Raw genomic sequence first — 26,375 nt, 5'->3', positions numbered from 1 at the left:
GATTGCAGCCGAGGACTTAGCTCTCGTTTGGGGTGCCAATCGAAATGTTGTGGCTGGATAAGCCACCGCAGACTTTGCATGACTTGCCGCTTCGGCCATGAGACGTCGAAGACCATGTCGCAAGCCGAACCTGAGCGCCGCCCGCCCCGTGCCATCGTCATCGGCAGCTCGGGTGGCGTCGGCAGCGCCCTGGCGCGTGAGCTGACGGCCAGGGGTTTCGATGTGACAGGCCTTTCCAGGTCGGCGGGCGCCGGCGAAGAGTGTCTTGCAATCGACCTCACCCGGGAATCGGCTATCGAAGCCGCCGCGATGCGGCTTCGCGAAAAGGCGCCTTTCGCTGCAATCCTCATTAGCACTGGCTTGCTTCACGACTCCGACGTCACTCCAGAAAAATCGCTGCGCGAGATGGACCAGGCGAGCCTGATGCGGCTGTTCGCCGTCAATGCCGTCGGTCCGGCGCTCGTTGCCAAGCATTTCGTGCCGCTTCTGCCCCGACAGGAACGCTGCGTCTTCGCAGTGCTCTCCGCGCGCGTCGGCAGCATCGGCGATAACCGGCTTGGCGGTTGGTACGGCTATCGCGCGTCCAAAGCGGCGTTGAACATGATCATCAAGACGCTAGCGATCGAGCTGTCGCGCACCCACCCTGAGGCGATTTGCGTCGGTCTTCACCCCGGAACGGTGGACACTAGATTAAGCAAGCCGTTTCAGAAGGGCGTGCCCGCTGGCCGGCTTTTCTCGGCTGAGGAATCGGCGTCCCACCTTCTGAATGTCATCGGCCAGCTGACATCGCTGCATACCGGCCGCTGCTTTGCCTGGGACGGCACAGAGATCGTGCCCTGACGAGATTAGGGTTCGTTCATTGCTGCTCCCTGGAGTCAGCTTTCGACCCAAAGCTGACTCTGGAAAATCCTGTCCTTCAGCCACCGGACTGTTCCACTCAGCGCTCCGCTCTTCTCTCGACGTTGACCAACCCGCCTCCCCAAACCGCCGCCCGAAAATCAGCGCGGGTATCATCATACCGCGATGTGCCGCGAACTTGCAAACTTCCGCGAGGGACGGGGGCGTCACGGGAGTGAATTCTCTGAACCACCGTGCCCGCAGCATGGCTTGGTTCCGCAACTAGTGCAGATCCTAGCTTAGTCTCGGGCGCTCCTTTCAGAAATCCACCTTATCGTAATGGCTGGGCGGAACGATCACTTCCATCCGCTCGCCTAGCAGCGGGCGGAAGGCGGGCCGCGACTTCATGACGGCATACCAGTCCTTGGTCTGTTTGTGCCCGCGCCAGTCGAGAGCGCCGAGATAGTCGATCACGCTCAGGTGGGCCGCGGCGGTGAAATCGGCCAGGCTCAGGCCCGCCCCGCGATCCAGCGACGGTGGTCGAGCAAATAATCTAGATAGTCGAGGTGACCGTTTGCCACTCGCATCGCCTCGCGAAGCACGCGCGTATCGGGCGAGCCATTGCTGACAAGCCTTTTGCGCATCCTCTCGTGCATCAGCGGCTCCACGACTTCGCGGAAAAGCTTTTCGTCGAACCACTGGGTCAGCCGGCGGATCTCGGCACGGTGGACCGCATTGCCGTGGATCATCGGCATCTTGTCCACCGTCTCGTCGAAATATTCGCATATCGGCTGGCTTCCGATCAGGACGGTTCCGGCGTCGCTATCGACCAACACCGGCGTCTCGCCGGCGGGGTTGAGATCGAGGAACTCGTCGCGCCGTTCCCACGGATTTTCTCGGACCAGCTCATGCGCGATTCCCTTTTCGCCAAGGACCAGCCGGACCTTGCGCGAGAAGGGACAAAGCGGGAATTGGAACAGCTGCCACATGCGCGCGCAGCTTTAGCGCGGCGCAGGCTCCAGTCCACCGGCCTCCGCGAATAAATTAACGCTTGGGGTAGGTCGGGTCGGGAAGGTTGGCGGTCGCTCGGTCGAGATCGTCGCTGATCCCTTCCATCGCGCTCATCAGCGCCGGAAGCATGGCCGTGACGCGCTTCATGCTCTGCTGGATGATCGGGCCGGCGTTGGCGACCTGGCGCTCGACATCGCGCTCGAAGTTGGGGTCGCCCTTCACCGCCATGTCGCGCACGGTGCGCTGCTTGTCGGCGGCTGTCGGCTCGCGGCCGCTGGCGATCGCTTCGATCTCGCCGACCTTCAGGTCCATCAGCGCTTTCGACAAAACGCCCGCCATGTTGCCCAGCTTCTCGGCGGTTTCCGGGCTGGTCAGCTCTGGCGGAATTTGAATCGACTCGCGACCCTGCTGCGGCGCGGCGACGGACGGCGCTGCCAGGACAAGCAAGGGAAGGGCGAACAGGATATGCATGGCTTCACTCCCGCGATTCGCGCCTAGATTGACCCAAATCTCTGAAATCGCAAGTTTTAGCGGGCGGCCAGCCAGGCCAGCGCCGCCGCTCCCGCGACAATCCGGTACCAGGCGAAGGGCGCGAAGCCGTACCGCTGGATGATCGCGACGAACGCCTTCACGACGACCACCGCGACCACGAAGGAGACGAAACTGCCGAGCAGGATCCAGCCGGTCATGCCCGGCTCCATCGCGTGGCCATGCTTGTAAAGCTGCAACGCGGTCGCCCCGCTGAGCGTCGGAACGGCGAGGAAGAAGCTGAATTCGGCGGCAGTCTTGCGGTCGACGCCCATAGCCATCGCGCCGAGAATCGTCGCGCCGGACCGGCTGACCCCCGGAATCATCGCCAGGCACTGGACCAGTCCGATGCCGATCGAATGGTTGAGCGTGACGTTGGCGACTCCGCCCTTGTCGGTCGGCTTGGCCCACCATTCGACTAGTAGGATCGCGAAACCGCCGAGGATCAGCGACACCGCGACCACTTGGGCATTGCCGAGCAGTAGCTCGATATAATCGCCGATCGCCAAGCCCAGCACGACAGCCGGGATGAACGCGACAATGAGGTTACGGATGAAGCGCCAAGCGCTCGGCTCTTTCCGGAACATGCCGGTGAGCACGTCGAGGAAGGTCCGCCAGTAAAGCACGACGATGGCGAGGATCGCGCCGGGCTGAATGGCGATGTTGAAGAGCGCCCATTTGTCGGCATCGAAGCCGAGTAGCTCGGTGGCGAGGATCAGGTGACCGGTCGAGCTAACCGGAAGATATTCGGTAAGGCCCTCGACGATGCCGAGGATGATGACGAGCCAGAAAACGGGCATTGGCTCAGCTAGTGCCCAGCGATTCAGCGCGCGGCCGGAAGCGCCCGCCCTCGCGGAAACGGCCGAGCCATTCCCCGGCAACAGCGCTCAGCGGGGTCGGCGTGATCCCGAACTCCGCGAGGCCCTTCGACTTCTTGGCTGCGATATTGTCCTGCTGAAGCATCAGCCACTGGTCCCAGGTCAACGGCGCGCCCGGAAGGAAACCGAGCCGGGCAAGCGCGGATGAGGCGAAGGTCGGCATATCTATCAAATTCTTCGGATGGCCGGCCAGGCGTCCGATCTCTGCGGTCAAGGCGCGCATCGTCATGACGTCGGGCCCGCCGATCTCATAGGTCTTACCGCGATGCTTCGGAGGGTCGAGCGCGGCGACGGCAACGGCCTGGCTCAGGTCTCGGACGAAAACCGGCTGGAACTTCGTGTCCGGCGCAATCACCGGATAGAAGGGAAGCAGGGCGAGGAGGCTGGCGAATCGGTTGGTCAGCTGATCCTCCGGGCCGAACACCAGGCTTGGCCGAATGATTGTTGCATCAGGAAATGCGGCTCTGACGCCCGCTTCTCCGCGTCCCTTCGACTGGGCATAATCCGCCTTGCCATTCGGATCGGCGCCTATTGCGGAGACGTGGACCAGCGCTTTGCAGCCGGCCGCCGCGCTGGCGCGAGCGATATTGACCGCGCCATCGACGTTTATCCCGGTCATCCCCCGGCCAAACACCGCGACGAGGTTGACGACCGCGTCGGCCCCCGCAACCGCCAACTCGACAGAGGCAGGCTTGGTCACGTCGGCGGCAACGAAGTCGATCTGCCCCACCTGGCCTAAAGGCTGCAGGAAGAAGGCCTTGCGCGGATGGCGCTGGGCGACGCGGACGCGGGCGCCGCTCTTCAGCAGATATTCGCAGACGTAGCGGCCAATGAAGCCGCCACCGCCGAAAACGGTGACGAGTGGTGGCGAGGAGCGAAGCGGCATTTGCAGTCCAGGTCTGGCAAGCGATTGAGCCGGTTCCTTGGGCCAACGGCCTTTCGGGCGCAAGGGGTGTGGTTAGTAGAAGTCCGCTAGTGTCACCGTGACGCTTCGGCCATCGGCAAGGCCGATCTCTACCGGCGTTCCAGCCCGCCCGAACAGCCACTCCGCCTCGGGCGAGTTGGGGAAGGCGGCGTTGACCCTGCGGCCACCGACCGAGACGATGTCATCCCCGACCTTCAACCCTGATTTGGCGGCAGGTCCGTCGGCGGTAACGTGGCGAATAGCATAGTGATCGCCTTCGAACGTGACGAACAGGCCGGCGCGGTCGCGCGAAAAGACGACAGGTGCCGCGGTCCGCTGAAGCCACATCCTGTCGCCGGCGAGGTCGAGGGTCAGAACGAACGGCCGGAACAGCTGGATTCCGGCATTGATCATTCCGGAATATGGGCCGTTTGCCAGCCCGCCGAGTTGCGCGGGAACCTGGTCGAAGCGAACGCCGGCAATTTCCACAGAGGGGAGGGTGATCCGGCGTACTTCGTGAAGTCCGCCCACGCCGCCGCTCATTCCGGTGGCTGACGGAAGCGTCGCGAAATAGGGCTGGGAGCGATGGTATTCCTGGCTGAGGCTGATCGCTCCGCTGTTCCCGAGATCGAAGATGGCGTCATGCGGCGGCAGGTCGCCGATCCTGATCGAGAGGGTGTGAAGCGCGCCGCGTCGGCGAAGCGCGATGGCTGCGGCATTGCTTGGCGGGGTGAAACCGCCCCTCGGTGCGAAACTGATCTCCTGTCGATCGAAGTCGATCGTCACCACGCTGTTCATGAAGGCTTCGCGGCCCAGGACGACAGGAACCTTCCGGCCAAGCGCTCTCTCGACCAGCGAAAGGTCCATCGCGGCGACCGTCAGGTCCCGGAAGGAGAGGTTGCCGACGGTGACGCTGATGCCGCGATAAAGTTCGCCGCGTTCGCTGCCGCCAGCGCCCTGGACGCCGATGGGTGTGCCTCCTTTCAGGCCAAGGGTGACCGCGAAAGCGCGATCGATGACCGTCACGCTCGCGCCGCTGTCGAGCAGCATCGGCGTCTTCCGGCCGTTGATCCCGCCATCCAGGAAGATCCGGGTGTCGCGATAGAGATCGAAATGCTCCGCTCCCGGTTTTTGCTCCTGAAAGCTGACCTTGGGAGGCGCAATTTGCGCGACGCTGACGTTCGGAAAGCCGAGAAGAAGGCTCAGCGCCAGCACACAATGACGAATCAGCAACATTCGCCCTGACTAGCGCGATTGGTCTTGTGATGACGAGATGGTGCCCAGGAGAGGACTCGAACCTCCACGCCCTTGCGAGCGCCAGCACCTGAAGCTGGTGCGTCTACCAATTCCGCCACCTGGGCACAGGTGCATGTGATTGCCGGTAGGCGGCGGCGCTTAGTCGGCGCTGGACGATTCTGTCAACGACCGAAACAGGTTGTTTTCAGTAAACCGGCTTTCCGTCGGCATTGCCCGGGGGCGAGTAGCGGCAGATGAGGAAGTCATTGCCGCCGCCGCGATAAAGCGCGCAGCCGACGTGGGTAGTCCCCTTCCACACCATCTGGGTGTAATGGGCGACGTCTTTCCAATAGCCGGTGCGGCTGACGTTGGGGAACAGTCCGGGCGTGAAGTGATGCTTCTCGTCCACCCACATTTTGGCCAACTGCTCTTCGTTGAAATAGCCGGTACTGGCCATGGCGAGGTTCTCGCGCTGCCCCGGCCGGGTCTCGCGCGGGGAATGGACCAGACGACCGATTTGCTGAAGCGCCGGGCCATAGGATGCTGCGGATTCCGCGAGCGCCGGGTCCCAGACGAGGGGCGGCGCGCCGACTGCCGCGCGTTCGCGATTGTGCAGCGCAAGCATACGCGCGGCGAACATCTGGTCGTTCGTACCGATGTTCGCAGCGCGCGCTCCCGGCATGGCGGCGATCATCGGAATGCCAAGCAGGCCAATGAGAAATCGCTTCGTCATGGCACGTGTTTGTCAAAGCGTGGCTAAGATGCCGTGAAATCTTATCGTTAATGACGCCGCATTCTTGTGGCGCTAGGTTCCGAGCCATGTCTCTTTACGCGATAGACGATGTGGCCCCGACCTTAGGGCCGGGCGCCTGGGCGGCGCCGAGCGCCGACCTGATCGGCGACGTGCGCCTGGGGGAAGGCGCAAGCGTCTGGTTTGGAGCGGTTATCCGCGCCGACAACACGCGGATCGAGGTCGGCGCGAAGTCGAACATCCAGGATGGCGCGATCGGCCATAGCGACCCCGGTTCCCCGCTGACGATCGGAGCGGGAGTAACTGTGGGCCACCAGGCGATCCTTCACGGCTGCACGATCGGTGCGGGTGCGTTGATCGGAATGGGTGCGACGATCCTCAATGGCGCGACGATCGGCGAGCGGTGCCTCGTGGGCGCGGGCGCACTGGTGACCGAAGGGAAGAGCTTCGAGGCCGGAATGCTGATCGTCGGCGTCCCGGCGCGCGTCGTGCGGCTGCTGACCGAACAGGAACTGGCCGGTCTGCAATTGTCAGCCGAGCATTATGCCGAGAAGGCCGCGCGTTACGCCCGCTCGCTTAGCGTAGCCCGGTAACATTCTTGACACTTGAAAGGGCAAATGGCCCGGGCCAATCTTTCTGGTCATGATCGACATTCGCCCCTTCGCTTCGCTGGGCCACGCCGACCACGGCTGGCTCGATGCCCGCCACCATTTCAGCTTCGCCAGTTACTATGACCCGGCGCGGATGAACTGGGGGAGAATCCGCGTCTGGAACGACGACAAGATCGCCGCCAAGAGCGGCTTTCCGCCGCATCCGCATCGCGACATGGAAATCATCACCTACGTCCGTACCGGCGCCATCAGCCATCGCGACTCGATGGGGAATGAAGGGCGCACGGGCGCGGGCGATGTCCAGGTCATGAGCGCCGGCACGGGGGTCATGCACTCCGAATTCAATCTTGAAGACGAGGACACCACCCTGTTCCAGATCTGGATCGAGAGCGACCGGCCGGGCGCCCAGCCGGGCTGGGCGGCCATGCCGTTTCCGAAAGAAGCGCGAGAGGGCAGGTTCGTCACCCTCGCCAGCGGCGATCCCAATGACGGGACGCCGACCATTCATGCCGACGCAAGGCTGCTTGGGGCAACCTTGGCGGCAAGTGGTTCGATCACGCTCGAAGCCGATCCGGCGCGGCACCTCTATATGGTCGCAAGCGCGCCGGTGACGGTCAACGGGGTCGATGCCGAAGCCCGCGATGGCATTGCCATCACCGGCGAAGACCGAATCGAGATCCGGGCGGGCGATGCCGAGGCGGAGTTGGTGCTGGTCGACGCTCGCTGACCGGTCGCCGGGGGCGGCTTGAACATCCGGCGCCCAGTCGGCATTAGCCGCGCCTGTCGAATCCACGGCCAAAGGACTGAGGTTGAACGCGTTCCGGCTCTTTTTCGTATTGCTCGCTGCAGCTGCGCTGACGCCTGCCGTTGCGCAGGATGCTGCGCCCTCGGCTGAGCAGAGCGATACTGTCGGTCCGCGCGAGCTCGAGAATTTTAATCTCGAAGGCCGGGTCACGCGTCCCGCCGAACAACAGCAGCAGCCGGTCGTTCCGGTCACTCAGCCGGCTTCGCCTCCGCCAGCGCGGCCGGAAAGCGCGCCGACGCGTGAGACGTCTTCTGCTGCGCGTTCGGTCATCCAACGCGATCGCCCCGCCGCGACGCCGGCACGGATCGAACCCGCCAACGGTCTGACCACCCCCGCCCCGACGCGCGCGCAGCCTCGCTCGGCACGACCCTCAGGGACAGCCGCCGCTCCGGCTACGCCGCCGCGTCCCTCGCTTGTCACGCCTGCCGAAGAAGGAAGCTCTTCCCTTCTAGTGTGGATCGCTGCGCTGCTGTTCGCTGCCGGCGGGGCCGTCATTTACTGGTTCCTCCGTCATGGCCGTAGCGCTTCCCCCGCCTATGCGACTCAAGATGCGAGGGCGTCCGCTCAACCGGAGCCGGCTAGGGCACAGCCGACAAAGCCATTGCCGCGCGCCGTAGCCGCGCCGGTCGCCGATGAGCCCCTCGTTCGTCGACCGCTGCCGACCACGCTTCGGCCCAAGCCGGACGCTCCAGTTTCCGGCCCAATTTCCGGCCCAGTTTCCGGCGCTATCACTTCGAAGACGTCTTCCGGCCCAGTGGGGATCGTTGCGAGCAGCCTGCGGCCATGGATCGAAGTCGAGCTCAGCCCCGACCGCGCGCTGGTAGACGACGATGGCGCCGCCATTGCCTTCAACGTAACCTTGTTCAACTCCGGCAGCGCGCCGGCCCGCGACGTTTCGATTGAAGCGTGCCTGCTCAATGCCGGCGCAAAGCAGGACGCCGAGCTCAGCGAGTTCTACAAACGGCCGAGCGCCGGGACGGACGCAATTCCGGTCATCGCACCGCAGTCGCGAGTTCCGCTCCGTACCGCGGTGAAAATCCCACGCGAGATGATCCACGAATATGAGGTCGAGGGCCGCAAGCTGTTCATGCCGATGGTCGCGGTTTCGACCCGCTACCGCTGGTCGAGCGGGGAAGGTCAGACCGGGGTCAGCTTCCTGGTCGGCAAGGGCCAGGAGGAGCAGGCACGCCTTGCCCCGCTTCGCATCGACCAAGGCGCGCGGTCGTGGAAGGGACTTGGAGCTCGACGCTATGAAAAGGGCCTGCGGAACTAGCGTTCGAGCTAGATGACTTCGCTATTGTAGGAGTGCCACGCGAGCACCGCCGCCGCTCCGCGGTGCGGGCGCCATGCCTCGGCCAACTCACGAAGCTGCTTCTCCGATGGCCTTTCCGGCAGACCGAGCAGCTTGCCGATCTCAATCTGGACGGCGAGGTCCCCGGCCGGGAAGGCGTCAGGCCGCCCTTCCGCGAACAGGAGGTAGATTTCGGCGGACCAACGGCCAATGCCCTTGACCTTCGTGAGCAGCGCGATCGCTTCCTCGTCATCGCCCGGCAGGGCTTCGAGATCCAGTTCGCCGTTTAGCACCAGACTTGCGAGGCTTCGCGCATAGCCCGCCTTTTGGCGCGAGAGGCCAGCCTGGCGTAGCTCTTCATCGCTTGCTTTCGAAAGCGCTCCGAGATCAACCGGATCGCCGTAGCGAGCAGTGAGCTTGTTCCACATCGAGCGGGCGGCGGCGACACTGACCTGCTGCCCGACGATCGTTCGTAGCAGCGTCTGACTTCCACGGTCGCTGGCGCGCGGCTCTGGATGACCGATGCGGTCGAGCACCCTCGCGAAGGCTTGTTCCCGCCGGGCAAGCTCCTCGACCGAGGCCTTGATCGATTCGACCGTCCGAACCATCAGGCGACGCTAGCAGCGTATAGCGCGACCGCCGCGGCATTCGAGACATTGAGGCTCTCGACATTGTCGGTGATCGGCAGTCGGGCGAGCGCGTCGCAATGTTCGCGCGTGTTGCTTCGCATTCCGGGGCCTTCGGCTCCAAGCACGAGCGCAACCCGCTGCGGCCCGAGTGCTTCCTTAAGCCCTGTTTCCGCCTTGCCGGCGAGACCGATGCGCCAGAAACCGGCTTCCGCAATTTCTTCCAGCGCTCGGGCGAGATTGACGACGCGAACCCAGGGAACGCGCTCCAGCGCGCCGGAAGCGGCCTTGGCCAGCGCACCGCTTTCCGGCGGCGAATGGCGGTCTTGGGTGACGATGCCGATGGCACCGAACGCCGCTGCGGAACGCAGGATTGCGCCGACATTATGGGGATCTGTGACCTGGTCGAGAACCAAGAGAATGGCGCGTTCCGGCGCATCGGCAAGCACGTCACCCAACCAGATGTCCTCCAGCGGCTCAACCTCGATCACCACACCCTGGTGAGGCGCGTCGTGAGGAACCATCCGGCCAAGGTCCGGTGCCTCGGCCATCACCACCGGCATCTCGGTCGGAAACTGCATGAAGCTTGCCGCCTCGCGAGTTGACCATGCCTTAAGGACTCGGCGGTTGGGATTGTCGAGCGCCGCCGCAACGGCGTGCTTGCCCCAAAAACGGGGCCGATTCGGGTTTCCCCCCGCTTTCGACTTGTTCTTTCGCGCCATGGTCTCGCCATGCTGCGCAGGCGGTTGTTACGCAACCCCCTCGCCGTCGAGCGAGTAGCCGGCCGAGCGAACGGTGCGGATAAGGTCGGGCTCGCCGAGAGCCAGCCTGAGACGGCGAATGTGAACGTCAACCGTTCGAAGCTCGATTTCCTCGCTATGCGGCCACACAGCTTCGAGGAGTTGCTGGCGAGAAAGGACACGGCCGGGGCGTTCCAGGAAGTAACGCAGCAGGCGATATTCCGTCGGTCCAAGGTGGATCGGCTTGCCGTCGCGTCGGACGCGGTGGGCGGCAATGTCCATTTCGATGCCGCTATGTTCAAGCCGCTCGCCGGTAAGCGCGGGGCTCGACCGGCGAAGGACCGCGGTCGCCCTCGCCACCAGTTCGCGGGGCGAGAAGGGCTTTGTCAGATAGTCGTCGGCGCCGGTATCGAGCCCGCGGATACGGTCCTCTTCCTCGCCGCGCGCGGTGAGCATGATGATCGGCGTTTGGGCGGTCGTTTCTCGGCGGCGAAGGCGGCGGCAAACCTCGAGCCCGGAAACGCCTTCGATCATCCAGTCCAGCAGGATGAGCCCCGGGTGGAGCTCGTCGGCCATGATCAGCGCTTCTTCGCCGTCGCCGGTCTGGCGAACCTCCCAGCCGTCGCGCTCGAAGTGGAAACGGACAAGCTCCGACAGCGCGACATCGTCTTCGACCAGAAGGAGGCGCCGCGAGGCCATTGTCCTACTCCTGCTCCAATGGGTCGGCACCTTTCGGCCGATCGCCGAGATAGTCGCCAGTGGCTGCGTAATAGACCATCTCGGCGATGTTGGTCGCATGATCGCCGACACGTTCGACGTTCTTCGCGACGAACAGCAAATGGGTCGACTGACCGATGTTCTGTGGGTTCTCCATCATAAAGGTCAGGAGCGCGCGGAAGATCGAATTGTAGAAGTCGTCGACCGCTCTGTCGCGCTCGATCACCTGAAGGGCCATTTCCGGATCGCGTTCGACGAAAGCGATCAGGACGTTGTGCACCATCTCTGTCGCGATTCGCGCCATTTCCGGCATCAAGGCCAATGGCTCGACATTGCCGAGGCTGTTGAGGAGCGGAACCCGCTTGGCGATGTTCTTCGCATAATCGCCAATGCGTTCGACCACGCTGGAAATCTTCAGCGCGGCAACGATATCCCGAAGGTCACCGGCCATTGGCGCACGCAGCGCGATCAGCTGGACCGCACGACGCTCCGCCTCGACTTCCAGGACGTCGAGCTTCTTGTCGTCTTCGATTATGCGGCGAGCGCCGTCATGATCGCGTTCGACTAGACAGCGCATCGACTCGCGGATGGCGTATTCCGCGATTCCGCCCATTTCGCTGATTAGCGCGCGAAGGCGGTCTAGGTCCTCGTCGAACGCTTTGAGCGTATGTCCGCTGGTGGCCATGATTCCGTCTCCGATCAGCCGTAGCGGCCGGTAATATAGTCTTGAGTGCGTTGCTCGCGCGGATTCGTGAATATGTCCTTGGTTCGTCCGTATTCGATCAGCTCGCCAAGGTGGAAGAAGGCGGTGCGCTGGGAAACGCGCGCCGCCTGCTGCATGTTGTGTGTCACGATCGCGATCGCGTAACGCCCACGAAGCTCGTGGATCAGCTCCTCGATCTTGGCGGTCGCGATCGGGTCGAGCGCCGAGCAGGGCTCGTCCATCAGGATCACTTCAGGATCGACCGCAATGGCGCGGGCGATGCAGAGGCGCTGTTGTTGGCCCCCGACAATGCTGTCCCGCTCTCGGCAAGTCGGTCCTTGGCCTCGTCCCAAAGGCCGGCGCGCCTCAAGGCATTCTCGACGATCCCGTCAAGCTCGCTCTTGTCGTTCGCAAGACCGTGGATGCGCGGACCGTAAGCGACGTTCTCATAGATCGATTTCGGAAAAGGGTTGGGCTTCTGGAAGACCATTCCCACCCGCGCGCGGAGCAAGACCACGTCCATTGCGGACGAATGGATATCCTCGCCGTCGAGCTTGATATCGCCGGTCACCCGCGCGCCCGCGATCGTATCGTTCATGCGATTAAGGCAACGCAGGAAGGTCGATTTGCCGCAGCCCGACGGGCCGATGAAGGCCGTGACCTTATCCTCATGAATATCGATGTCGACGCCCTTGATGGCTTCCTTGTCGCCATAGAAAACGTGCACGTCTCGCGCCGTCATCTTGGGCGCGCGGCCGGGCCCGGCGTCGGCCTGGTTGTCCTCCGCCACGGAGGGCGGATCGAGATTCGATGCACGATCGGTACCGCTTTCCTCTTCCCGGCCTTGGGCAGCCTCGGCTGAGATGGCGGTCGAAGGGAATGGCACAGTCGAGTTGGTGACGATCGGCTGTTTTTCTTTGGTCATGATCATGAGCCTACCAGCGGCGTTCAAATTTGTTGCGAAGATAAATGGCCAGCCCGTTCATCACGAGCATGAACACCAGAAGCACGATGATCGCCGCGCTGGTCTTCTCGACGAAGGCCCGGTCGACTTCGTCCGACCACAAGAAGATCTGCACCGGCAGAACACTTGACGGATCGGTGATTCCATTCGGCGGGGAGACGATGAACGCCCGCATGCCGATCATCAGCAACGGGGCAGTCTCTCCCAGCGCACGGGCGAGGCCGATGATCGTTCCCGTGAGGATCCCCGGCAGGGCGAGCGGAAGGACGTGATGGAAGACGACCTGCATCTTCGACGCGCCGACACCCAGCGCGGCGTCGCGGATCGAGGGAGGAACGGATTTTACCGCGTTACGCCCGGCGATGACGATGACCGGCATGGTCATCAACGCAAGCGTCAGTCCGCCGACCAGAGGCGCGGAACGCGGCAAGTGCATGAAGTTGAGGAACACCGCCAAGCCGAGCAGGCCGAAAATGATCGAGGGAACTGCGGCGAGGTTGTTGATCGAGACCTCGATCATGTCGGTCCAGCGATTCCTTGGGGCGAACTCTTCCAGATAAAGCGCGGCCAGCACTCCGATCGGAAAGGCAAGAGCGATCGTGACGAGCATCGTCAGAAGGCTGCCCTTGAGCGCACCCCAGATGCCGGCGCGCGCCGCTTCCGTGGAATCGGTGCCAGTCAGGAACGCCATGTCGAGCCCACCAACACCCTTGGCGAGCATCGTGATTAGCAGGAAGGCGAGGAAGGCGACCGAAATCGCGACCGCCGCAAAGCCGATGGCACGGAACCGCCGTTCGGCGGAATAGCGCTTGGCAACGCGGTCGGCCATCGACCCGTCCGTCCAGCGTGAGACTGTCGATACGCTATTCATAAGCTTCCCGGTATTTGCGGACGACGCGAAGCGCGATGAGGTTGAGGATCAGCGTGATGACGAACAGCAGGAGGCCGAGCGCAAAAGCGGCAAGCGTTTTGGCGCTGTCGAATTCCTGATCTCCGGTTAACAACTGGACGATCTGCGTGGTCACGGTTGTCACGCTCTCGAACGGATTAATCGTGAGATTTGCGGCAAGGCCTGCGGCCATGACGACGATCATGGTCTCGCCGATCGCTCGGCTGACTGCAAGCAGCACGCCTCCGACGACGCCCGGAAGCGCCGCCGGAAGGATCACTTTGCGGATGGTCTCCGATTTGGTCGCGCCAAGCGCGAGACTGCCGTCGCGCATGGCCTGTGGGACCGCGGCAATGCTGTCGTCCGCCATTGAACTGACGAACGGAATGATCATGATTCCCATGACCAGACCGGCAGCGAGAGCGCTTTCCGAGCTGGCCGAACTGACCCCGATCGATATCCCGAAATCGCGGATCATCGGAGCAACGGTCAGGGCCGCGAAATACCCATAGACCACCGTCGGCACCCCGGCGAGGATTTCGAGCATCGGCTTGAGCCAGGCCCGCAGCTTTTGCGGCGCATATTGGGTCAGGAAAATCGCGCTCATCAGCCCAAGCGGAATGGCGACAATCATGGCGATGATCGCGCCGATGAAGATTGTTCCCCAGAATAACGGCACCGAGCCGAACGCGCCGGACGATCCGGCCTGGTCTGCCCGGATTGCAGTCTGCGGACTCCAGGTCGTTCCGAACAGGAACTCGCCGACGTTGACCTTAGAGAAGAACATCAGGCTCTCGAAAAGCAGCGAAAGCACGATACCAAGGGTGGTCAGGATCGCGATTAGCGACGCACCGAGAAGCAGTCCCATGACCCACTTCTCAACGGAAGTACGGGCTCGAAACTGTACGCCCTGGCGGCGCAGGCCAAAGAATGCGCCGACCAGCGCAAGAACGAGGGCGGCGGCGCCTCCAGCCATGGCATAGCGTGACATCGCGGAGGCATAGACCGGGGCCAAAGTCGTCGACTCCGGATTGAAGCCGGCCTCGCGCAGGCCGAGCGCAATCTCGCGCGCCTCGCTGATGATCGCGTCGCGCTGCATCTCGAAGTCAGGAAGGGATTGGCCAGCCGGACTGGCAAGGACTGCCTGATCGACCAGTCCATTCTGGACCGGTGCCCAGATCATCAGGAAGAGCAGCGCCGGCGCAGCTGCCCAAATGGCGGCGTGGATGGCGTGATAGACCGGCAGGCTGTGAAGCCGCGCACCGCCAAGGCGCAGCCCCTTCGCTCGATTGAAGGCGAAGAGGCCGGCCATGACGGCGATCAACAGGATCGCGATGAGGGCGATCGAAAGAGTCACTTACTTGAGGGTCGCTTTGTCGAGTGGCTTCAACGCACCAGCCTGTGCCGTTGCTGCGGTCAGGTCGGCGGCGCCAAGCGGAACGAGGCCGCGGCTGACAAGCAGTCCGCCGGGGCCCCAAGCCTTTGAATAGGCTTCGATGAACGCCTTGATGGCCGGCTTGACGGCGATGTGCTCGCCCTTGAAATAGACGTAAAGCTTGCGCGCACCCGGATAGCTGAGGTTGCTGATCGTCTCCTCGGTGGGTGCGACTCCAGCGATCGAGACGGGGGCGACCTTGTCGACATTCTCTTCGAGGAAGCTGTAGCCCAGAACCCCGAGCGCGCCCGGATCGGCGGAGACCTTCTGCACCAGCAGGTTGTCGTTCTCGCCCGCCTCGACATAAGCCCCGTCTTCGCGGATCTTGGTGCAGGTTTCCTTGTGCGCGTCCTTGTCGCTTTCCTTCAGCGCCTTCATCGCGGGGTCGCTGTCGCAACCCTTCTCGAGGATCAGCTCTGCCAGGCTGTCGCGCGTGCCGGAAGTCGGCGGCGGGCCAAGCACCCGGATCTTTATCGCTGGCAGCGACGGGTCGATGTCAGCCCACGTCTGCGCCGTCTGCTCCTTGCCGAACGGCTTGGCGGCAAGCGCCTTGTAGATTTGCGCGACCGTCAGGTTCAGCGCCGGCTGGCCCTTGGCCTGGATCAGCGTGAGGCCGTCTATTCCGACAGGGATCTCAATGACGTTCTTGGCGCCGTTTTTTTCGCAATCGGCGTATTCGCTGGCCTTCATGGGCCGCGATGCGTTCACCCCGTCCGGGAACTGCTCGCCCACGCCGGCGCAGAAAAGCTTGATGCCCGCGCCCGTGCCGGTCGATTCGACGATCACCGAGCTGCCCGGATTTGCGCGTTGGAATTCCTCGGCAACCGCGGTCGTGAACGGATAAACGGTCGATGAGCCGACGATCTTGATCTGCCCGCCAGCCTTGGCGCCTTCGCTTCCGCCACTCCCGCATGCCGCGACAAGCGCTACCAGCGGCAGCACACCCAAAATCTTCTTCATGTCGAAACTCCCCAAGCCCATGCCGGACTGCGTTTTGGACCGATCCTGCCGGCCCCTGGGTCCTTTGCGTCAGTGGCATTGCAGTTTCGTGACAATCACGCCGGCGGCAAGGAAATCGTTACCGTCGTTCCCTCTCCGGGCCGAGAGCGGATGTCGAGGGTCCCGCGGTGCCGCTCAACGATATGCTTTACGATCGCAAGGCCGAGACCTGTTCCGCCGCCGCCGCGGCTTCTGCCTTCGTCCACGCGATAGAAGCGCTCGGTTATACGCGGCAGGTGAACGGCGGGGATTCCCGGGCCATTGTCCTTGACCCTGAGATACGGGCGGCCGAATTCCACTCCTACTGACAGCAGGACCTTCGTCCCGCCGTAGCGAATGGCGTTGGACAGCAAATTGTCCACGGCCTGAAGCAGCTGGACATGGTCTCCCGCCACGCTCGTTTTTGCAGATACATCGACCTCAAGCTGAACGTCGCAGGACTTACGCTCGGCGAGCGGCTCGATCTGATCCACCCCCTGCCGGGCGACCGTCGCCAGTTCGCACCGCTCGTCCGGGGTAATGAAGCGGCTCGCCTCGATCCGCGAAAGGCTCATTAAATCTTCGATGATGTGCTGCATCCTCGCTGCCTCACCGGAGATCGTCGCCGCGAACTTCTGGCGGAGCTCAGGAGGCACGTCGGGCTCGGCCAGGGTCTCCGCATAGCCAGAGATGGTCGCCAGAGGAGTCCGCAGCTCGTGGCTGGCATTGGCCACGAAATCGACTCTCATCCGCTCTGCGGCGATCGATTCGCTGCGATCCACAAATCGTACCAGGCAGGCCGAATCGCCATCCACCGGGCGCATCTGGATCGTCCAGGGGCGCTCCGCGCCGCCAATCCCGACGGCAGCAAGGTCTGCATTTTTCCCGGCCAGCAAAAGCTCGAGCACTTGGGGATGACGGATGACGAGGCGGATGTCGCGGCCGACGATGTTCCGTCCTAAAAGCCTTCGCGCAGCAGCATTGGCGGAGCGGAGCTTCCGCCCCGACAATATCAGCACCGGCTCGTCGAGTGCCTCGAGAAGATCTTGGTGGGCCGGATCGCTGGGCATCGACGGCGCGATACCAGTCGTCGCCCGCGGTTCCTAGACGAGTGTTGGCGCCTCAGACGGCCTGACCTTGCGGCGCGCGTGGCTTCGCCATGTGCCGACTGCCAGTATGAGCAGGATGGGGTAGCTCCAGAATTGCAGTGCAGCGCCATAAGCCTGCGGCAGAAGATCCGGGCTCAAACCCTTCAGGATGTGGCCGAGCGTGGTAGTCAATTGAAGCCCGGCCACCCACAGCGGCCAAAAACGCGGAGAGCGCAGCGCGACAAACAGAAAGCCGACGAAGACCAGCAGGTCCACTAGCATGATCCCGGTTTCGACAGACTGGAAGCGCGTGCTCAATGGGCGAAGAAGCAGGAAGCTTGCTGCTGCGCCGAGGACGCAAACGGCCGCGACTAGGCGCTCGTCCCGGCTGCCTCGCCAGAATGCGAAGCCTGCTACCAGGATCAGGACCAGAAGGAAGAATTTCGGTGCCACGACTCGCGCTAGTAAACGCGCCGGGCCTCGACAAGCGAAAGCCCGGCGTTATCCGCTACGCTACGACGCGGAGAGCGGTTTTCGCCTCGGCCGGCGGACATTCGCCGACGTCGCCGAAACCGACGGTTCGCAGGCCAGGAATGAATTGCTTGGCGTCGACAAGCGCGCCATGACAATTCGCGATCCCGCCGCGGGCGGCGATTAGGGCCTGGATTGCGCTTCCCAGCTGCTCGAAAGCGGGCTGGCCCGTCGCAACGCCGATTCCGGAAACGCTGCGAATGTTGATCATACGCGACTGGAGTTCGGCGATCTCGGCGATAGCTCGGTCGATCGTGTCTTCGACGGCGCGAACCTGGGTCGCGACCTCGAAAGCGGCATGTTCTATATGTTGTTTGCGCATGACTACTCCTTGCCCGGCCACTAGCTGGCAGCCGGAGCGAGCACCGCGGACCTTCGATGGGAAACGCCTCTAGCGGCCGAGCATCCTCGCGAGGCTTTCCAGTCCGGCGAGATACATGCCGGCGGAGAAGGTTGCTCCAATCGCGATGAGGATGATCCAGACCAGCCTGAGGCTGGTACTCATCTCGTTCCTTGGCTGGCTCCTCGTTGCGAACGGCAGAGGCAGGGGAGAACCGGAAACCAACGGCATCTGCTCGGTTTCGATGCCGCGGGCCTCGGCCTCCCCTGCACGGTCAGCGTGCCGAATCTGAATACCGACCGCCCCCTCCAAATGTCCGGGGACGGCGCGTCCCTCAATGTGCGGCGATTGATGTATCAAACGCTGATATGGGTCGCGATGGACAGCGACGAGCCGTGCGGCATGCTGGCGGCGTCCGACCTCCAGAATCTGAAGCGCCTGGCGAATGCGCTGGTCGACCGTGTGCGGCGAAATGCCGAGCTCGGCGGCAATTTCTTTGGATGACAAATGCTGGTCGACAAGCAACAGGCAGTCCAGCTGGCCGGGGCTGAGCCTCGCAAGCTTGGCTTCAAGAGAGGAATCGGTCTTGGGACCGGACAGACTTGTCACGCGAATGTCCCCACCTGCCTGGATTACGCTTACCCGAAATTGAACGTCCGGCTATTAGGCCAATCGCCGGCTATGCGCAAAGGCGATAGAAAAGACGGTTAAGATTTCCCCTACGTCAACCGCACAAGAATCCAGCTCGGACGAAAATCCGGGCTGGACGACGTTTGACGAAAAGGAGTGGTGGACAGGGCTGGATTCGAACCAGCGTACGCTTGCGCGGGCAGATTTACAGTCTGCTGCCTTTAACCACTCGGCCACCTGTCCAGGTCTTGTCACGCGTGGACCATCCGAAGATGGTCGAGCATGGCGAGCAGGGGCGCCCAATGGCGAGCGCGAGTTCCGGTGTCAACCGGCGGTTCGCGCCGCGCGAGAGAAAGTGATGCCAGGGGAATATAGAGGTCGCCCGACTGCACTAGGCTTCGCAGGTGTGTGCGGCAAGACTGGAAGTGTCGACCGTCATCGCACTCTGGCAGTCATCGCGCTGTCGCCACAGCGGTGTCGTCTCGTGCGCTCCAATCTCGAACCTGCACTCGGCAGGTCACGATATTGGCGCCCGTCGCTGCGCTACGGCGCCCCACCCGTAAGCCAGTCCCCTCGGACTGGCTATGCTGCCGCCGCCTCGCTAAGGCTCGGCGCGCTGAAACGCTTGGACATGCCCCGGCAGGTCGGCGTTGGAGCGGGTGAAGGGAATCGAACCCTCGTCGTAAGCTTGGAAGGCTTCTGCTCTACCATTGAGCTACACCCGCTCGTCCGAACGCGCGGCTGACTGGCAGCAACTTCGCGGCCGGTCAACCTTAGAAGATCAGGAACTTCTTGCGCTTCTTCGGCTCAGGCGTGGCGCTGGCCGTTGTCCCGTTCAGCTCGTTCGGGAAGCAGCGCTTGCCAATTAATTTTGTATGTTGCCACGCAGCCTTGCGGGAGAAGGGGTGGCGATAGAAGACCGTCATCTCGCGCTGACTACCGTTGTCCTTCAGGTGCAGCGAATACCGCGCGGCCTGCGCATTACCGAGCCCATTGGGGCGAGTGTAGTCGATCGCGACGCCGTTGGGCTGCGGCACGAGGACGACAGTTCCGTCGCGCGCCATCTGCCGGATGGCACAAGCCTGCAAGTCCGTCATCGATTGATTGGACAAAATGCGGATGCCCGCATCCCGGGGCGGCTTGAGCGGGCCGCTGTTCCCAATCATGATCTGCAGCATCAACGCGGTAACAATCATCGTCTATCCCCCTGAATCGAGCAATCACTCGCAGCGAATTTTGCGCGTTGTGCCCTCGGATACGAAGATAAATTGATAATCAGCCGCTTAGTCAATGGCCTGCGCGATAAGGCGCGCACTTTCGGAACGACTTGGGCCCCAAAGCGATTGAATCGGGTCCGACACAATTTCGCGGGAGCACGTCATGCCGGCTCGCCCTACCTGGCGCGGTCATATCAAACTCGCACTGGTCTCAATCCCAGTCGAAATCTTTCCTGCGACAAAGGCCGGAAAGTCGATCGCCTTCCATCAGGTCCATGAACCGTCTGGTCAGCGTGTCCGCTACGAGAAGGTTGTGCCCGGCATTGGCCCCGTCGACCGCGACGAAATCCTCAAGGGCTATGAAGTCGAAAAGGGCGAATATGTACTTCTGGACCCTGAGGAGATCGAGAAGGTCAAGCTGGAGAGCCGCAAAACGCTGGAACTGACCCAGTTCGTCGACATCGGCGACATCGATCCGATCTACTTCGACAAGCCGTATTACGTGGTTCCGGCCGACGACCTCGCGGAAGAGGCTTTCGTGGTAGTCCGCGAGGCGCTTCGCCGGACGAAGAAGGTCGGCGTCGGACAGCTGGCCATGCGCGGCCAGGAGTATGTCGTCAGCCTGAAGCCTTGCGGCCGCGGGATGGTGCTCGAAACCCTGCGCTATGCCGACGAGGTTCACCGTGCTTCGAGCTACTTCCGCGAAATTGGCGACACGAAGCCAGACGAGGATCTGCTCGACATGGCCGAGACGCTGATTTCGAAGAAGACCGGTGAGTTCGATGCGTCGGAGTTCGAGAACCGCTACATCGAGGCGCTTCAGGACCTCATCAAGGAAAAGATCAAGAAGAAGGGCAAGCGAGTCATACAGGATCGATCAAGCGACGAGCCGGCCAAGGGATCGAACGTCATCGATCTTATGGCGGCCTTGAAAAAGAGCCTCGACAGCGGGGACCGCGGTGCCGGCGCAAAAAAATCCGCGGCCAAGAAGCCGGCCGCGAAAAAGACGGCGCCCAAGAAGGCGACTCCGGCACGCAAGCGGGCCTAAGCGATGGCAGGCAAGTCGAAACTCGACATCGCGACGTACAACGCCAAGCGCGACTTCAAGAAGACCGGTGAACCGAAGGGTCGAAAGCAAAAGGGGAAGGGCGACAGCTTCGTCGTGCAAAAGCATGATGCCAGCCGTCTTCATTGGGACTTCCGGCTGGAACTAGATGGAGTCCTCAAAAGCTGGGCGGTGCCCAAGGGCCGAGCCTCGATCCCGGCCAAAATCGGCTCGCCATGCGGACCGAGGACCATCCTCTCGACTATGCGAACTTCGAAGGTACCATCCCTAAGGGCGAATATGGCGGGGGCACCGTGATGCTGTGGGACCAGGGCCGATGGACGCCAGAACCCGGCAAGGACCCTCGGCGCACGATCGAGGAAGGCCATCTGCATTTCTCGCTCGATGGGGAGCGAATGAATGGTGAGTGGGTGATGTTCCGCCTGAAGCCCAAGCCCGGCGAAAAGGCGGAGCCTTGGATGCTGAAGAAAGTCACCGACGACTTCGCCGATCCCGACAACGGCGACGCTTTGGTCGAACAATGCGTGACGAGTGTGACGACTGGCCGGTCGATGGCCGAGATCGCGGCCGGCGGCGAAGTCTGGCGCTCCAATCGCGGCGGCGCCAAGGGCGGTCGGCAAAAGGCCAAGGCGCAAACGCCACCGCCAGCGTTCCAGAAACCGCAACTGGCTACCCTTGTCGATGCGGTCCCCGCCGGATCCGATTGGCTCTTCGAATATAAATATGATGGCTACCGCCTGTTGCTTGCGACTGGCGGCGGAAGTGCGACCGCTTGGACGCGAAATGGTAAGGACTGGACCGACAAGTTCCGCGCCATCGTTAAGGCCGCATCATCGCTGCCGGGCGGATGCCTGATCGACGGCGAAGCGGTCGCGCTCGACAAGAAAGGCAAGCCCAGTTTCCAGCTGCTTCAAGCCAGCCTGAAGGGCGGCAAGGTCGACCTCGCGTTCTACGCTTTCGACCTGCTCGTCGATCGGGGCGAGGACATTACCAAGCTCAGCAATCTCGAACGCAAGCAGCGGCTCGCGGCGCTTCTCAAGGCTGCCCAGCCGCCGATCATCTACGGCGACCACGTCATCGCCAAGGGTGAGGCGCTGTTCGACGCCATCTGCAAGGAAGGCGGCGAGGGGATCATCGCTAAGAAAGCCTCCGCGCCCTATCGCAGCGAACGCGCCAAGTCCTGGCTCAAGGTGAAGTGCATCCAGCGCCAGGAATTCGTCATCGTAGGCTGGCAGGCGAGTGACAAGCGACGCGGCTTCCGATCACTTCACCTTGCGGTCCGTGACGGACGCAAGCTGACCTATGCCGGGAAAGTCGGGACCGGTTTCGACACGGCAATGATCGACGACATGTCACAGCGCATGACGCCGCTTGCAATCGACGAGCCGCCGCTCGACGTGCCGCGGGCCGCGCTTCGCGGGTCGCACTGGATCACGCCGGAGCTTGTGGCCGAAATCGCTTTTACCGAATTCACCGAGGATGGCGTATTACGCCACCCCAGCTTCATCGCCCTGCGCGATGACAAGAAGGCTTCGGAAGTGGTTCGCGAGACCCCGGAACACGTCGCCAAGCCGAAGCGGAAAGGTGCGCTGCCCAAGGCAGCGGATCTCGGCGTCGCGATTAGCAATCCCGACCGCGTGATCTTCCCCGAAGATGACCTCACCAAGGGTGAACTCGCCGATTATTACGCAGCTGTTGCCCCGCTGATGCTGGTCACACTCAAGGATCGGCCGATGACCCTGATCCGCTGCCCGCAGGGCCGCGGGAAGCAGTGCTTCTTCCAGAAGCATGACAGTGGAGGGATGGGCGATCACGTCCGCCACGTCCCGATCGAGGAAAGCGACGGATCGGTCGAGGATTATCTGTACATTCGCGACGCCAAGGGGCTGCTGTCCTGCGTCCAGATGGGAACCATCGAGTTTCACGGTTGGGGGAGCAGGATAAAGCCGCTGGAGAAGCCGGACCGGTTGGTGTTTGACCTCGATCCCGATATCGGTCTCGACTTCGACGCCGTGAAGTCGGCCGCCGTGCGCTTGCGCGCCCTGCTGGCGGATTTGGGCCTACAGACCTTCCCAATGCTGTCGGGCGGCAAGGGCATCCACGTCATAGCGCCCTTGAAACCGAAGGCAGACTGGCCGGCGGTTAAAAGCTTCGCCGAACGATTCACCCGCGCACTCGCCGAAGCCGAACCCGAGGTTTTCACAGCCAATATTCGCAAAGCGCAGCGCAAGGGCCGCATCTTTCTCGACTGGCTTCGCAACCAGCGCGGCGCGACCGCCGTCATGCCCTATTCGGCAAGAGCGCGCGAAGGTGCTCCGGTCGCCGTCCCGGTGACTTGGGAAGAACTCGACAGCTTCGCCAGCGCCAATGCCTTCACAATTTGCGACGCTGAAACGCTGCTGGAACGCGCGCAGTCGAAGGCGCTTGCCGGTTGGGGCGAGGCGAACCAGACGCTCCCCAAATATTAAGCGGCTTTGCCGGCGAAGCGGTCACTGGCGCGGACGAGTCCGTCGGTGATCCCCGGCTCGGTGAAAAGGTGGCCGCCGTCTGGGACGATCTGCAGCTCGACTTCCGGCCAAGCCTTCTTGAGGTCCCACGCCGCGCTCGGCGGCGTGCAGCAATCGTGCCGCCCCTGAATGATGATTCCCGGAATGCCCTCCAGCCTGTGCGCATTGGTCAGCAACTGACCTTCATCGAGCCAGCAGCGATTGACGAAATAATGGTTTTCGATCCGCGCAACTGGGACTGCGTGCGTATCCTCGGTGAATTCTTCGAGCATCTCCTGGTCGGGTAGCAAAGTGACGGTCATGCCTTCCCAACGGCTCCACGCCTTGGCGGCAGCAAGCTGCACTGCGGGATCGTCGCTCGTCAGGCGCTTGCGGTAGGCCTCGACAATGTCGCCGCGCTCCTCTTCCGGGATATGACGGACGAATTTCTCCCACTCTTCCGGGTAAAGCTCGCTCGCACCATATTTGTAGAGCCAGTCCATCTCATTCTGACGGCACAGGAAGATTCCGCGAAGTACCAACTCGGCGACTCGCTCCGGATGGGTCTGGGCGTAAGCCAGAGACAAGGTCGAGCCCCAGCTTCCGCCGAACACCAGCCACTTCTCGTGGCCGCACATTTCGCGGAGTTTCTCGATGTCGGCGACGAGGTCCCACGTCGTGTTGTTGTCGAGGCACGCGTAGGGCGTGGAACGGCCGCAGCCACGCTGGTCGAACAAAAGGACATCATACAATTCCGGATCGAACTGCTGGCGCTGCTTCGGGCTGCAGCCGGAGCCGGGTCCGCCATGGAGGAACACCGCCGGCTTGCCGCCCTTCGTCCCGCACCGCTCCCAGTAGATTGAATGGCCGTCGCCGACGTGGAGCATTCCGGTCTCGAACGGTACAATCGGGGGTATAGGGCGCGGCGCTGATCCATCCTGTTCCTTTTCAGAAGCTATATTCGGCGTAGACGTGGCTGACGTCGCGGTTCCACTCGCCGTGATAACGCTCGAGTAGCCGGTCCGCGAACGTCTGGCGGGTCGCGACGACGTCGCGAAGCGGATCGAGAAACCCGCCTTCATTGTCGCCGCTGCTATTGAAGCGCGCGCGGCGGCTAAGGCCGGACGCTGCGATTTCCAGCACTTCAGCCGAGAGCTGCCCAACAGTGCGTCCACCGGGCGCAGAGGCGTCAAGCGCGTCGCGCGGAACGGAGTGGCGCATCGCCTCCCGCTCTTCAATCGACCAGCCCTTGGCGAGATCCCACGCCGCGTCGAGAGCGACGTCGTCGTAAAGCAATCCAACCCACAAAGCGGGGAGGGCGCAGATCCGGCCCCACCGGCCGCCGTCCGCGCCGCGCATCTCAAGGAAGCTCTTCAGGCGCACTTCGGGGAAAGCGGTGGAGAGATGGTCCGTCCAGTCGGCCATCGTCGGAAGTTCCCGGGCAGCGCAGGAAGCTGACCGTCCAGGAAATCGCGGAAGCTCATTCCGGCCGCGTCGATGTACTTGCCGTCGCGGAAGACGAAATACATCGGCACGTCGAGGGCATAGTCGCAGTAGCTTTCGTATCCGAACCCGTCCTCGAAAACGAAGGGCAGCATGCCGGTGCGATATGGGTCGGTGTCCTCCCAGATATGGCTTCGGAAGCTCTTGAAGCCGTTGGGCTTGCCCTCCGTGAATGGCGAATTGGCGAACAGCGCCGTGGCGACCGGCTGAAGCGCCAGGCCGACACGGAATTTCTTCACCATGTCCGCCTCGCTCGAATAATCAAGGTTGGTCTGGATGGTGCAGGTGCGCAGCATCATGTCGAGGCCGAGGTTGCCAACCCGCGGCATGTGCCGGGCCATGATGGCATAGCGACCCTTGGGCATCATCGGCAGGTCCGATCGCGCCTTGTCCGGCCACATTCCGAGCCCGAGGAAGCCGAGACCGAGTTTGTCGCCGATCGCCTTTACCTGCTGCAGATGGCGTCCGCTTTCCGCGCAGCTTTCATGAAGGTTTTCCAGCGGTGCGCCCGACAATTCGAGCTGACCGGCCGGCTCCAGGCTGATTGTTCCGTCCGGCCCGGTCAACGCAATGACATGTCCGCCTTCCTCGACCGGCCGCCAGCCGAACTCCGTTAACCCAAGGAGCAGGTCGCGGATTCCGCCGGGCTCGTCATAGGACGGGGCTCGGTGATCGCTCAGGCGGTAGACGAATTTCTCGTGCTCGGTGCCAATGCGCCAGTCTTGCGCGGGCTTTTCGCCCTTCTCGAACACCGAAAGCAGGTCGGCGCGGCTTTCGATTGGCGGGCTGGCCGATAGGTCGGTTCGGGTTGTCATTCGAAACGCGCCCTAACGCCAGTCCCCGGCCAGCGCCATATAGGAAGTGACAGCGGCCAGCGCCGCCGTCTCTGCCCGGAGGATGCGCGGGCCGAGCGAAACTGCGACGGTATTTTGCGCGGCGCGGATGGCCGCTCGCTCTTCATCGGTGAATCCGCCTTCCGGTCCAGTGAGGATAATCGCTGCGCCGAGCTCGAACGCGCGGGCGGCCGGCTCGCCGCCGCTCTCATCTGCGAAATAGAGCCTCCGACCGGCATCTCGCGACTTGAGGAACGCGGAGAGCCCGACCGGTTCGGCAATCGGTGGGACTGTCGTGCGATTGCATTGCTCGGCGGCTTCGATGGCGATCGCCTCCAGCCGCTCGAGCTTTACGCGTTCGACGATGGTCCGCTGGGTTATCACTGGAAGCAGCCGTGCAACGCCAAGCTCGGTCGCTTTTTCGACAAGCCAGTCAGTCTGCGCGCGCTTCACCGGTGCAAACGCCAGCCACAAATCCGGGACTTTCTCCTGCTCCCGCGTCCGCCGTTCGACGCTCAGGCTCATGTGCTTTTTCCCCGAGTCTGCGACCCGCGCCAACCATTCGCCGCTCATTCCGTCGAACAACAGGACCTCGCCGCCGACCCCGAGCCGCATGACATTGCCGAGGTAATTGGCCTGGCCTGCAGCGAGGTCGACCTGCACGCCTGCATCCAGCGCCGTCGGAACAAACAGGCGTGGCGCGGATTTCGGCGGCCAGTGCGGGGTAGCAGGCATTGCCATTTCCTAGCTATGCATAGCGCGCGCGTCATCAGGGGT

Annotated in this window: 24 protein-coding genes, 3 tRNA genes and 4 pseudogenes; 6 read left to right on the top strand and 25 right to left on the bottom strand. The window is 62.8% G+C overall.

Annotated elements, in window-relative coordinates; all coding sequences use genetic code 11:
* The first annotated feature begins 114 nt into the window (after positions 1-114).
* Positions 115-840: an SDR family NAD(P)-dependent oxidoreductase gene (locus G7076_RS09675; protein ID WP_166202378.1), complete on the top strand. Its 726-nt coding sequence runs from the start codon at positions 115-117 to the stop codon at positions 838-840.
* Positions 841-1,155: 315 nt separating this feature from the next.
* Here G7076_RS09675 and G7076_RS09670 read toward each other — a convergent pair.
* The 7 genes and pseudogenes from G7076_RS09670 to G7076_RS09640 all read right to left on the bottom strand — a co-directional run bounded on the left by G7076_RS09670 (position 1,156) and on the right by G7076_RS09640 (position 6,127).
* Positions 1,156-1,826: pseudogene (locus G7076_RS09670) on the bottom strand (glutathione S-transferase family protein).
* A gap of 55 nt (positions 1,827-1,881) precedes the next feature.
* Positions 1,882-2,319 (bottom strand): hypothetical protein, encoded by a 438-nt coding sequence (locus G7076_RS09665; protein ID WP_166202376.1) that lies wholly within the window; start codon positions 2,317-2,319, stop codon positions 1,882-1,884.
* A 56-nt stretch (positions 2,320-2,375) separates the two neighbouring features.
* Positions 2,376-3,176: an undecaprenyl-diphosphate phosphatase gene (locus G7076_RS09660; RefSeq protein WP_166202374.1), complete on the bottom strand. Its 801-nt coding sequence runs from the start codon at positions 3,174-3,176 to the stop codon at positions 2,376-2,378.
* A 4-nt stretch (positions 3,177-3,180) separates the two neighbouring features.
* Positions 3,181-4,140, bottom strand: coding sequence for a complex I NDUFA9 subunit family protein (locus tag G7076_RS09655; protein WP_166202372.1), 960 nt, complete (start codon positions 4,138-4,140; stop codon positions 3,181-3,183).
* Positions 4,141-4,212: 72 nt separating this feature from the next.
* Positions 4,213-5,394, bottom strand: coding sequence for an aspartyl protease family protein (locus G7076_RS09650; protein ID WP_166202370.1), 1,182 nt, complete (start codon positions 5,392-5,394; stop codon positions 4,213-4,215).
* Between the two features lie 38 nt (positions 5,395-5,432).
* A tRNA-Leu gene (locus G7076_RS09645) sits at positions 5,433-5,519 on the bottom strand.
* Between the two features lie 80 nt (positions 5,520-5,599).
* The gene (locus tag G7076_RS09640; protein ID WP_166202368.1) at positions 5,600-6,127 is read right to left on the bottom strand and encodes a CAP domain-containing protein; all 528 of its coding nucleotides are present in this window, start codon (positions 6,125-6,127) and stop codon (positions 5,600-5,602) included.
* A gap of 86 nt (positions 6,128-6,213) precedes the next feature.
* Here G7076_RS09640 and G7076_RS09635 point away from each other — a divergent pair, with 86 nt between their 5' ends.
* The 3 genes from G7076_RS09635 to G7076_RS09625 all read left to right on the top strand — a co-directional run bounded on the left by G7076_RS09635 (position 6,214) and on the right by G7076_RS09625 (position 8,834).
* Entirely contained in the window at positions 6,214-6,738 is a 525-nt protein-coding gene (locus tag G7076_RS09635; RefSeq protein WP_166202366.1) for a gamma carbonic anhydrase family protein, read from the top strand.
* Between the two features lie 49 nt (positions 6,739-6,787).
* On the top strand, positions 6,788-7,483 hold the full coding sequence (locus G7076_RS09630) for a pirin family protein (RefSeq protein ID WP_166202364.1): 696 nt from the start codon (positions 6,788-6,790) through the stop codon (positions 7,481-7,483).
* An 82-nt stretch (positions 7,484-7,565) separates the two neighbouring features.
* Positions 7,566-8,834, top strand: coding sequence for a hypothetical protein (locus G7076_RS09625; RefSeq protein ID WP_166202362.1), 1,269 nt, complete (start codon positions 7,566-7,568; stop codon positions 8,832-8,834).
* A gap of 8 nt (positions 8,835-8,842) precedes the next feature.
* On the opposite strand, the gene G7076_RS09620 is transcribed toward G7076_RS09625, so the two are convergent.
* The 15 genes and pseudogenes from G7076_RS09620 to G7076_RS09550 form a co-directional block, all read right to left on the bottom strand.
* Entirely contained in the window at positions 8,843-9,460 is a 618-nt protein-coding gene (locus G7076_RS09620) for a DNA-3-methyladenine glycosylase 2 family protein (RefSeq protein ID WP_166202360.1), read from the bottom strand.
* Entirely contained in the window at positions 9,460-10,200 is a 741-nt protein-coding gene (gene rlmB, locus G7076_RS09615) for a 23S rRNA (guanosine(2251)-2'-O)-methyltransferase RlmB (protein WP_166202358.1), read from the bottom strand. The genes G7076_RS09620 and rlmB overlap by 1 nt, the downstream gene beginning before the upstream one ends.
* Before the next feature lie 27 nt (positions 10,201-10,227).
* The gene (gene phoB, locus G7076_RS09610) at positions 10,228-10,917 is read right to left on the bottom strand and encodes a phosphate regulon transcriptional regulator PhoB (protein WP_166202356.1); all 690 of its coding nucleotides are present in this window, start codon (positions 10,915-10,917) and stop codon (positions 10,228-10,230) included.
* A gap of 4 nt (positions 10,918-10,921) precedes the next feature.
* Complete coding sequence (phoU, locus tag G7076_RS09605; RefSeq protein WP_166202354.1) at positions 10,922-11,620, bottom strand: phosphate signaling complex protein PhoU; 699 nt, start codon at positions 11,618-11,620, stop codon at positions 10,922-10,924.
* 14 nt (positions 11,621-11,634) lie between these two features.
* A pseudogene (pstB, locus tag G7076_RS09600) lies at positions 11,635-12,380 on the bottom strand (phosphate ABC transporter ATP-binding protein PstB).
* Positions 12,381-12,573: 193 nt separating this feature from the next.
* Positions 12,574-13,431, bottom strand: coding sequence for a phosphate ABC transporter permease PstA (pstA, locus tag G7076_RS09595; RefSeq protein ID WP_166202352.1), 858 nt, complete (start codon positions 13,429-13,431; stop codon positions 12,574-12,576).
* Between the two features lie 34 nt (positions 13,432-13,465).
* Positions 13,466-14,803, bottom strand: coding sequence for a phosphate ABC transporter permease subunit PstC (gene pstC / locus G7076_RS09590; RefSeq protein WP_240913918.1), 1,338 nt, complete (start codon positions 14,801-14,803; stop codon positions 13,466-13,468).
* A 45-nt stretch (positions 14,804-14,848) separates the two neighbouring features.
* Entirely contained in the window at positions 14,849-15,886 is a 1,038-nt protein-coding gene (locus G7076_RS09585; RefSeq protein ID WP_166202350.1) for a substrate-binding domain-containing protein, read from the bottom strand.
* A gap of 95 nt (positions 15,887-15,981) precedes the next feature.
* On the bottom strand, positions 15,982-16,974 hold the full coding sequence (locus tag G7076_RS09580; RefSeq protein ID WP_166202348.1) for an ATP-binding protein: 993 nt from the start codon (positions 16,972-16,974) through the stop codon (positions 15,982-15,984).
* Between the two features lie 33 nt (positions 16,975-17,007).
* Positions 17,008-17,445 (bottom strand): hypothetical protein, encoded by a 438-nt coding sequence (locus G7076_RS09575; RefSeq protein ID WP_166202346.1) that lies wholly within the window; start codon positions 17,443-17,445, stop codon positions 17,008-17,010.
* Between the two features lie 55 nt (positions 17,446-17,500).
* On the bottom strand, positions 17,501-17,845 hold the full coding sequence (locus tag G7076_RS09570; protein WP_166202344.1) for a hypothetical protein: 345 nt from the start codon (positions 17,843-17,845) through the stop codon (positions 17,501-17,503).
* A gap of 69 nt (positions 17,846-17,914) precedes the next feature.
* On the bottom strand, positions 17,915-18,472 hold the full coding sequence (locus tag G7076_RS09565; protein WP_166202342.1) for a helix-turn-helix transcriptional regulator: 558 nt from the start codon (positions 18,470-18,472) through the stop codon (positions 17,915-17,917).
* Between the two features lie 178 nt (positions 18,473-18,650).
* Positions 18,651-18,736, bottom strand: a tRNA-Tyr gene (locus tag G7076_RS09560).
* A 408-nt stretch (positions 18,737-19,144) separates the two neighbouring features.
* Positions 19,145-19,218 (bottom strand) — tRNA-Gly (locus tag G7076_RS09555).
* A 48-nt stretch (positions 19,219-19,266) separates the two neighbouring features.
* A complete protein-coding gene (locus tag G7076_RS09550; protein WP_166202340.1) occupies positions 19,267-19,689 on the bottom strand; it encodes a hypothetical protein in 423 nt (140 codons plus the stop codon).
* 184 nt (positions 19,690-19,873) lie between these two features.
* On the opposite strand from G7076_RS09550, the gene G7076_RS09545 reads away from it, so the two are divergent.
* Together G7076_RS09545 and ligD are read left to right on the top strand one after the other, a co-directional pair.
* Positions 19,874-20,758: a Ku protein gene (locus tag G7076_RS09545; protein WP_166202338.1), complete on the top strand. Its 885-nt coding sequence runs from the start codon at positions 19,874-19,876 to the stop codon at positions 20,756-20,758.
* Positions 20,759-20,761: 3 nt separating this feature from the next.
* Positions 20,762-23,244 (top strand): annotated as a pseudogene (gene ligD, locus G7076_RS09540) (DNA ligase D).
* Here ligD and pip read toward each other — a convergent pair.
* The 3 genes and pseudogenes from pip to G7076_RS09525 form a co-directional block, all read right to left on the bottom strand.
* Entirely contained in the window at positions 23,241-24,149 is a 909-nt protein-coding gene (gene pip / locus G7076_RS09535) for a prolyl aminopeptidase (RefSeq protein WP_206367525.1), read from the bottom strand. The pseudogene ligD and the gene pip overlap by 4 nt on opposite strands.
* 61 nt (positions 24,150-24,210) lie before the next feature.
* Positions 24,211-25,580: pseudogene (locus tag G7076_RS09530) on the bottom strand (glutamate--cysteine ligase).
* A gap of 12 nt (positions 25,581-25,592) precedes the next feature.
* Positions 25,593-26,333 carry a 16S rRNA (uracil(1498)-N(3))-methyltransferase gene (locus G7076_RS09525; protein WP_166202332.1) on the bottom strand — a complete coding sequence of 247 codons (741 nt, stop codon included), beginning with the start codon at positions 26,331-26,333 and terminating at the stop codon, positions 25,593-25,595.
* Positions 26,334-26,375 lie beyond the last annotated feature (42 nt).

Origin of the sequence: Sphingomonas sp. HDW15A (genome assembly GCF_011301715.1) — a bacterium.
Classification (GTDB): Bacteria; Pseudomonadota; Alphaproteobacteria; order Sphingomonadales; family Sphingomonadaceae; genus Sphingomicrobium.
This window is presented reverse-complemented; position numbering and strand designations above follow the sequence as displayed.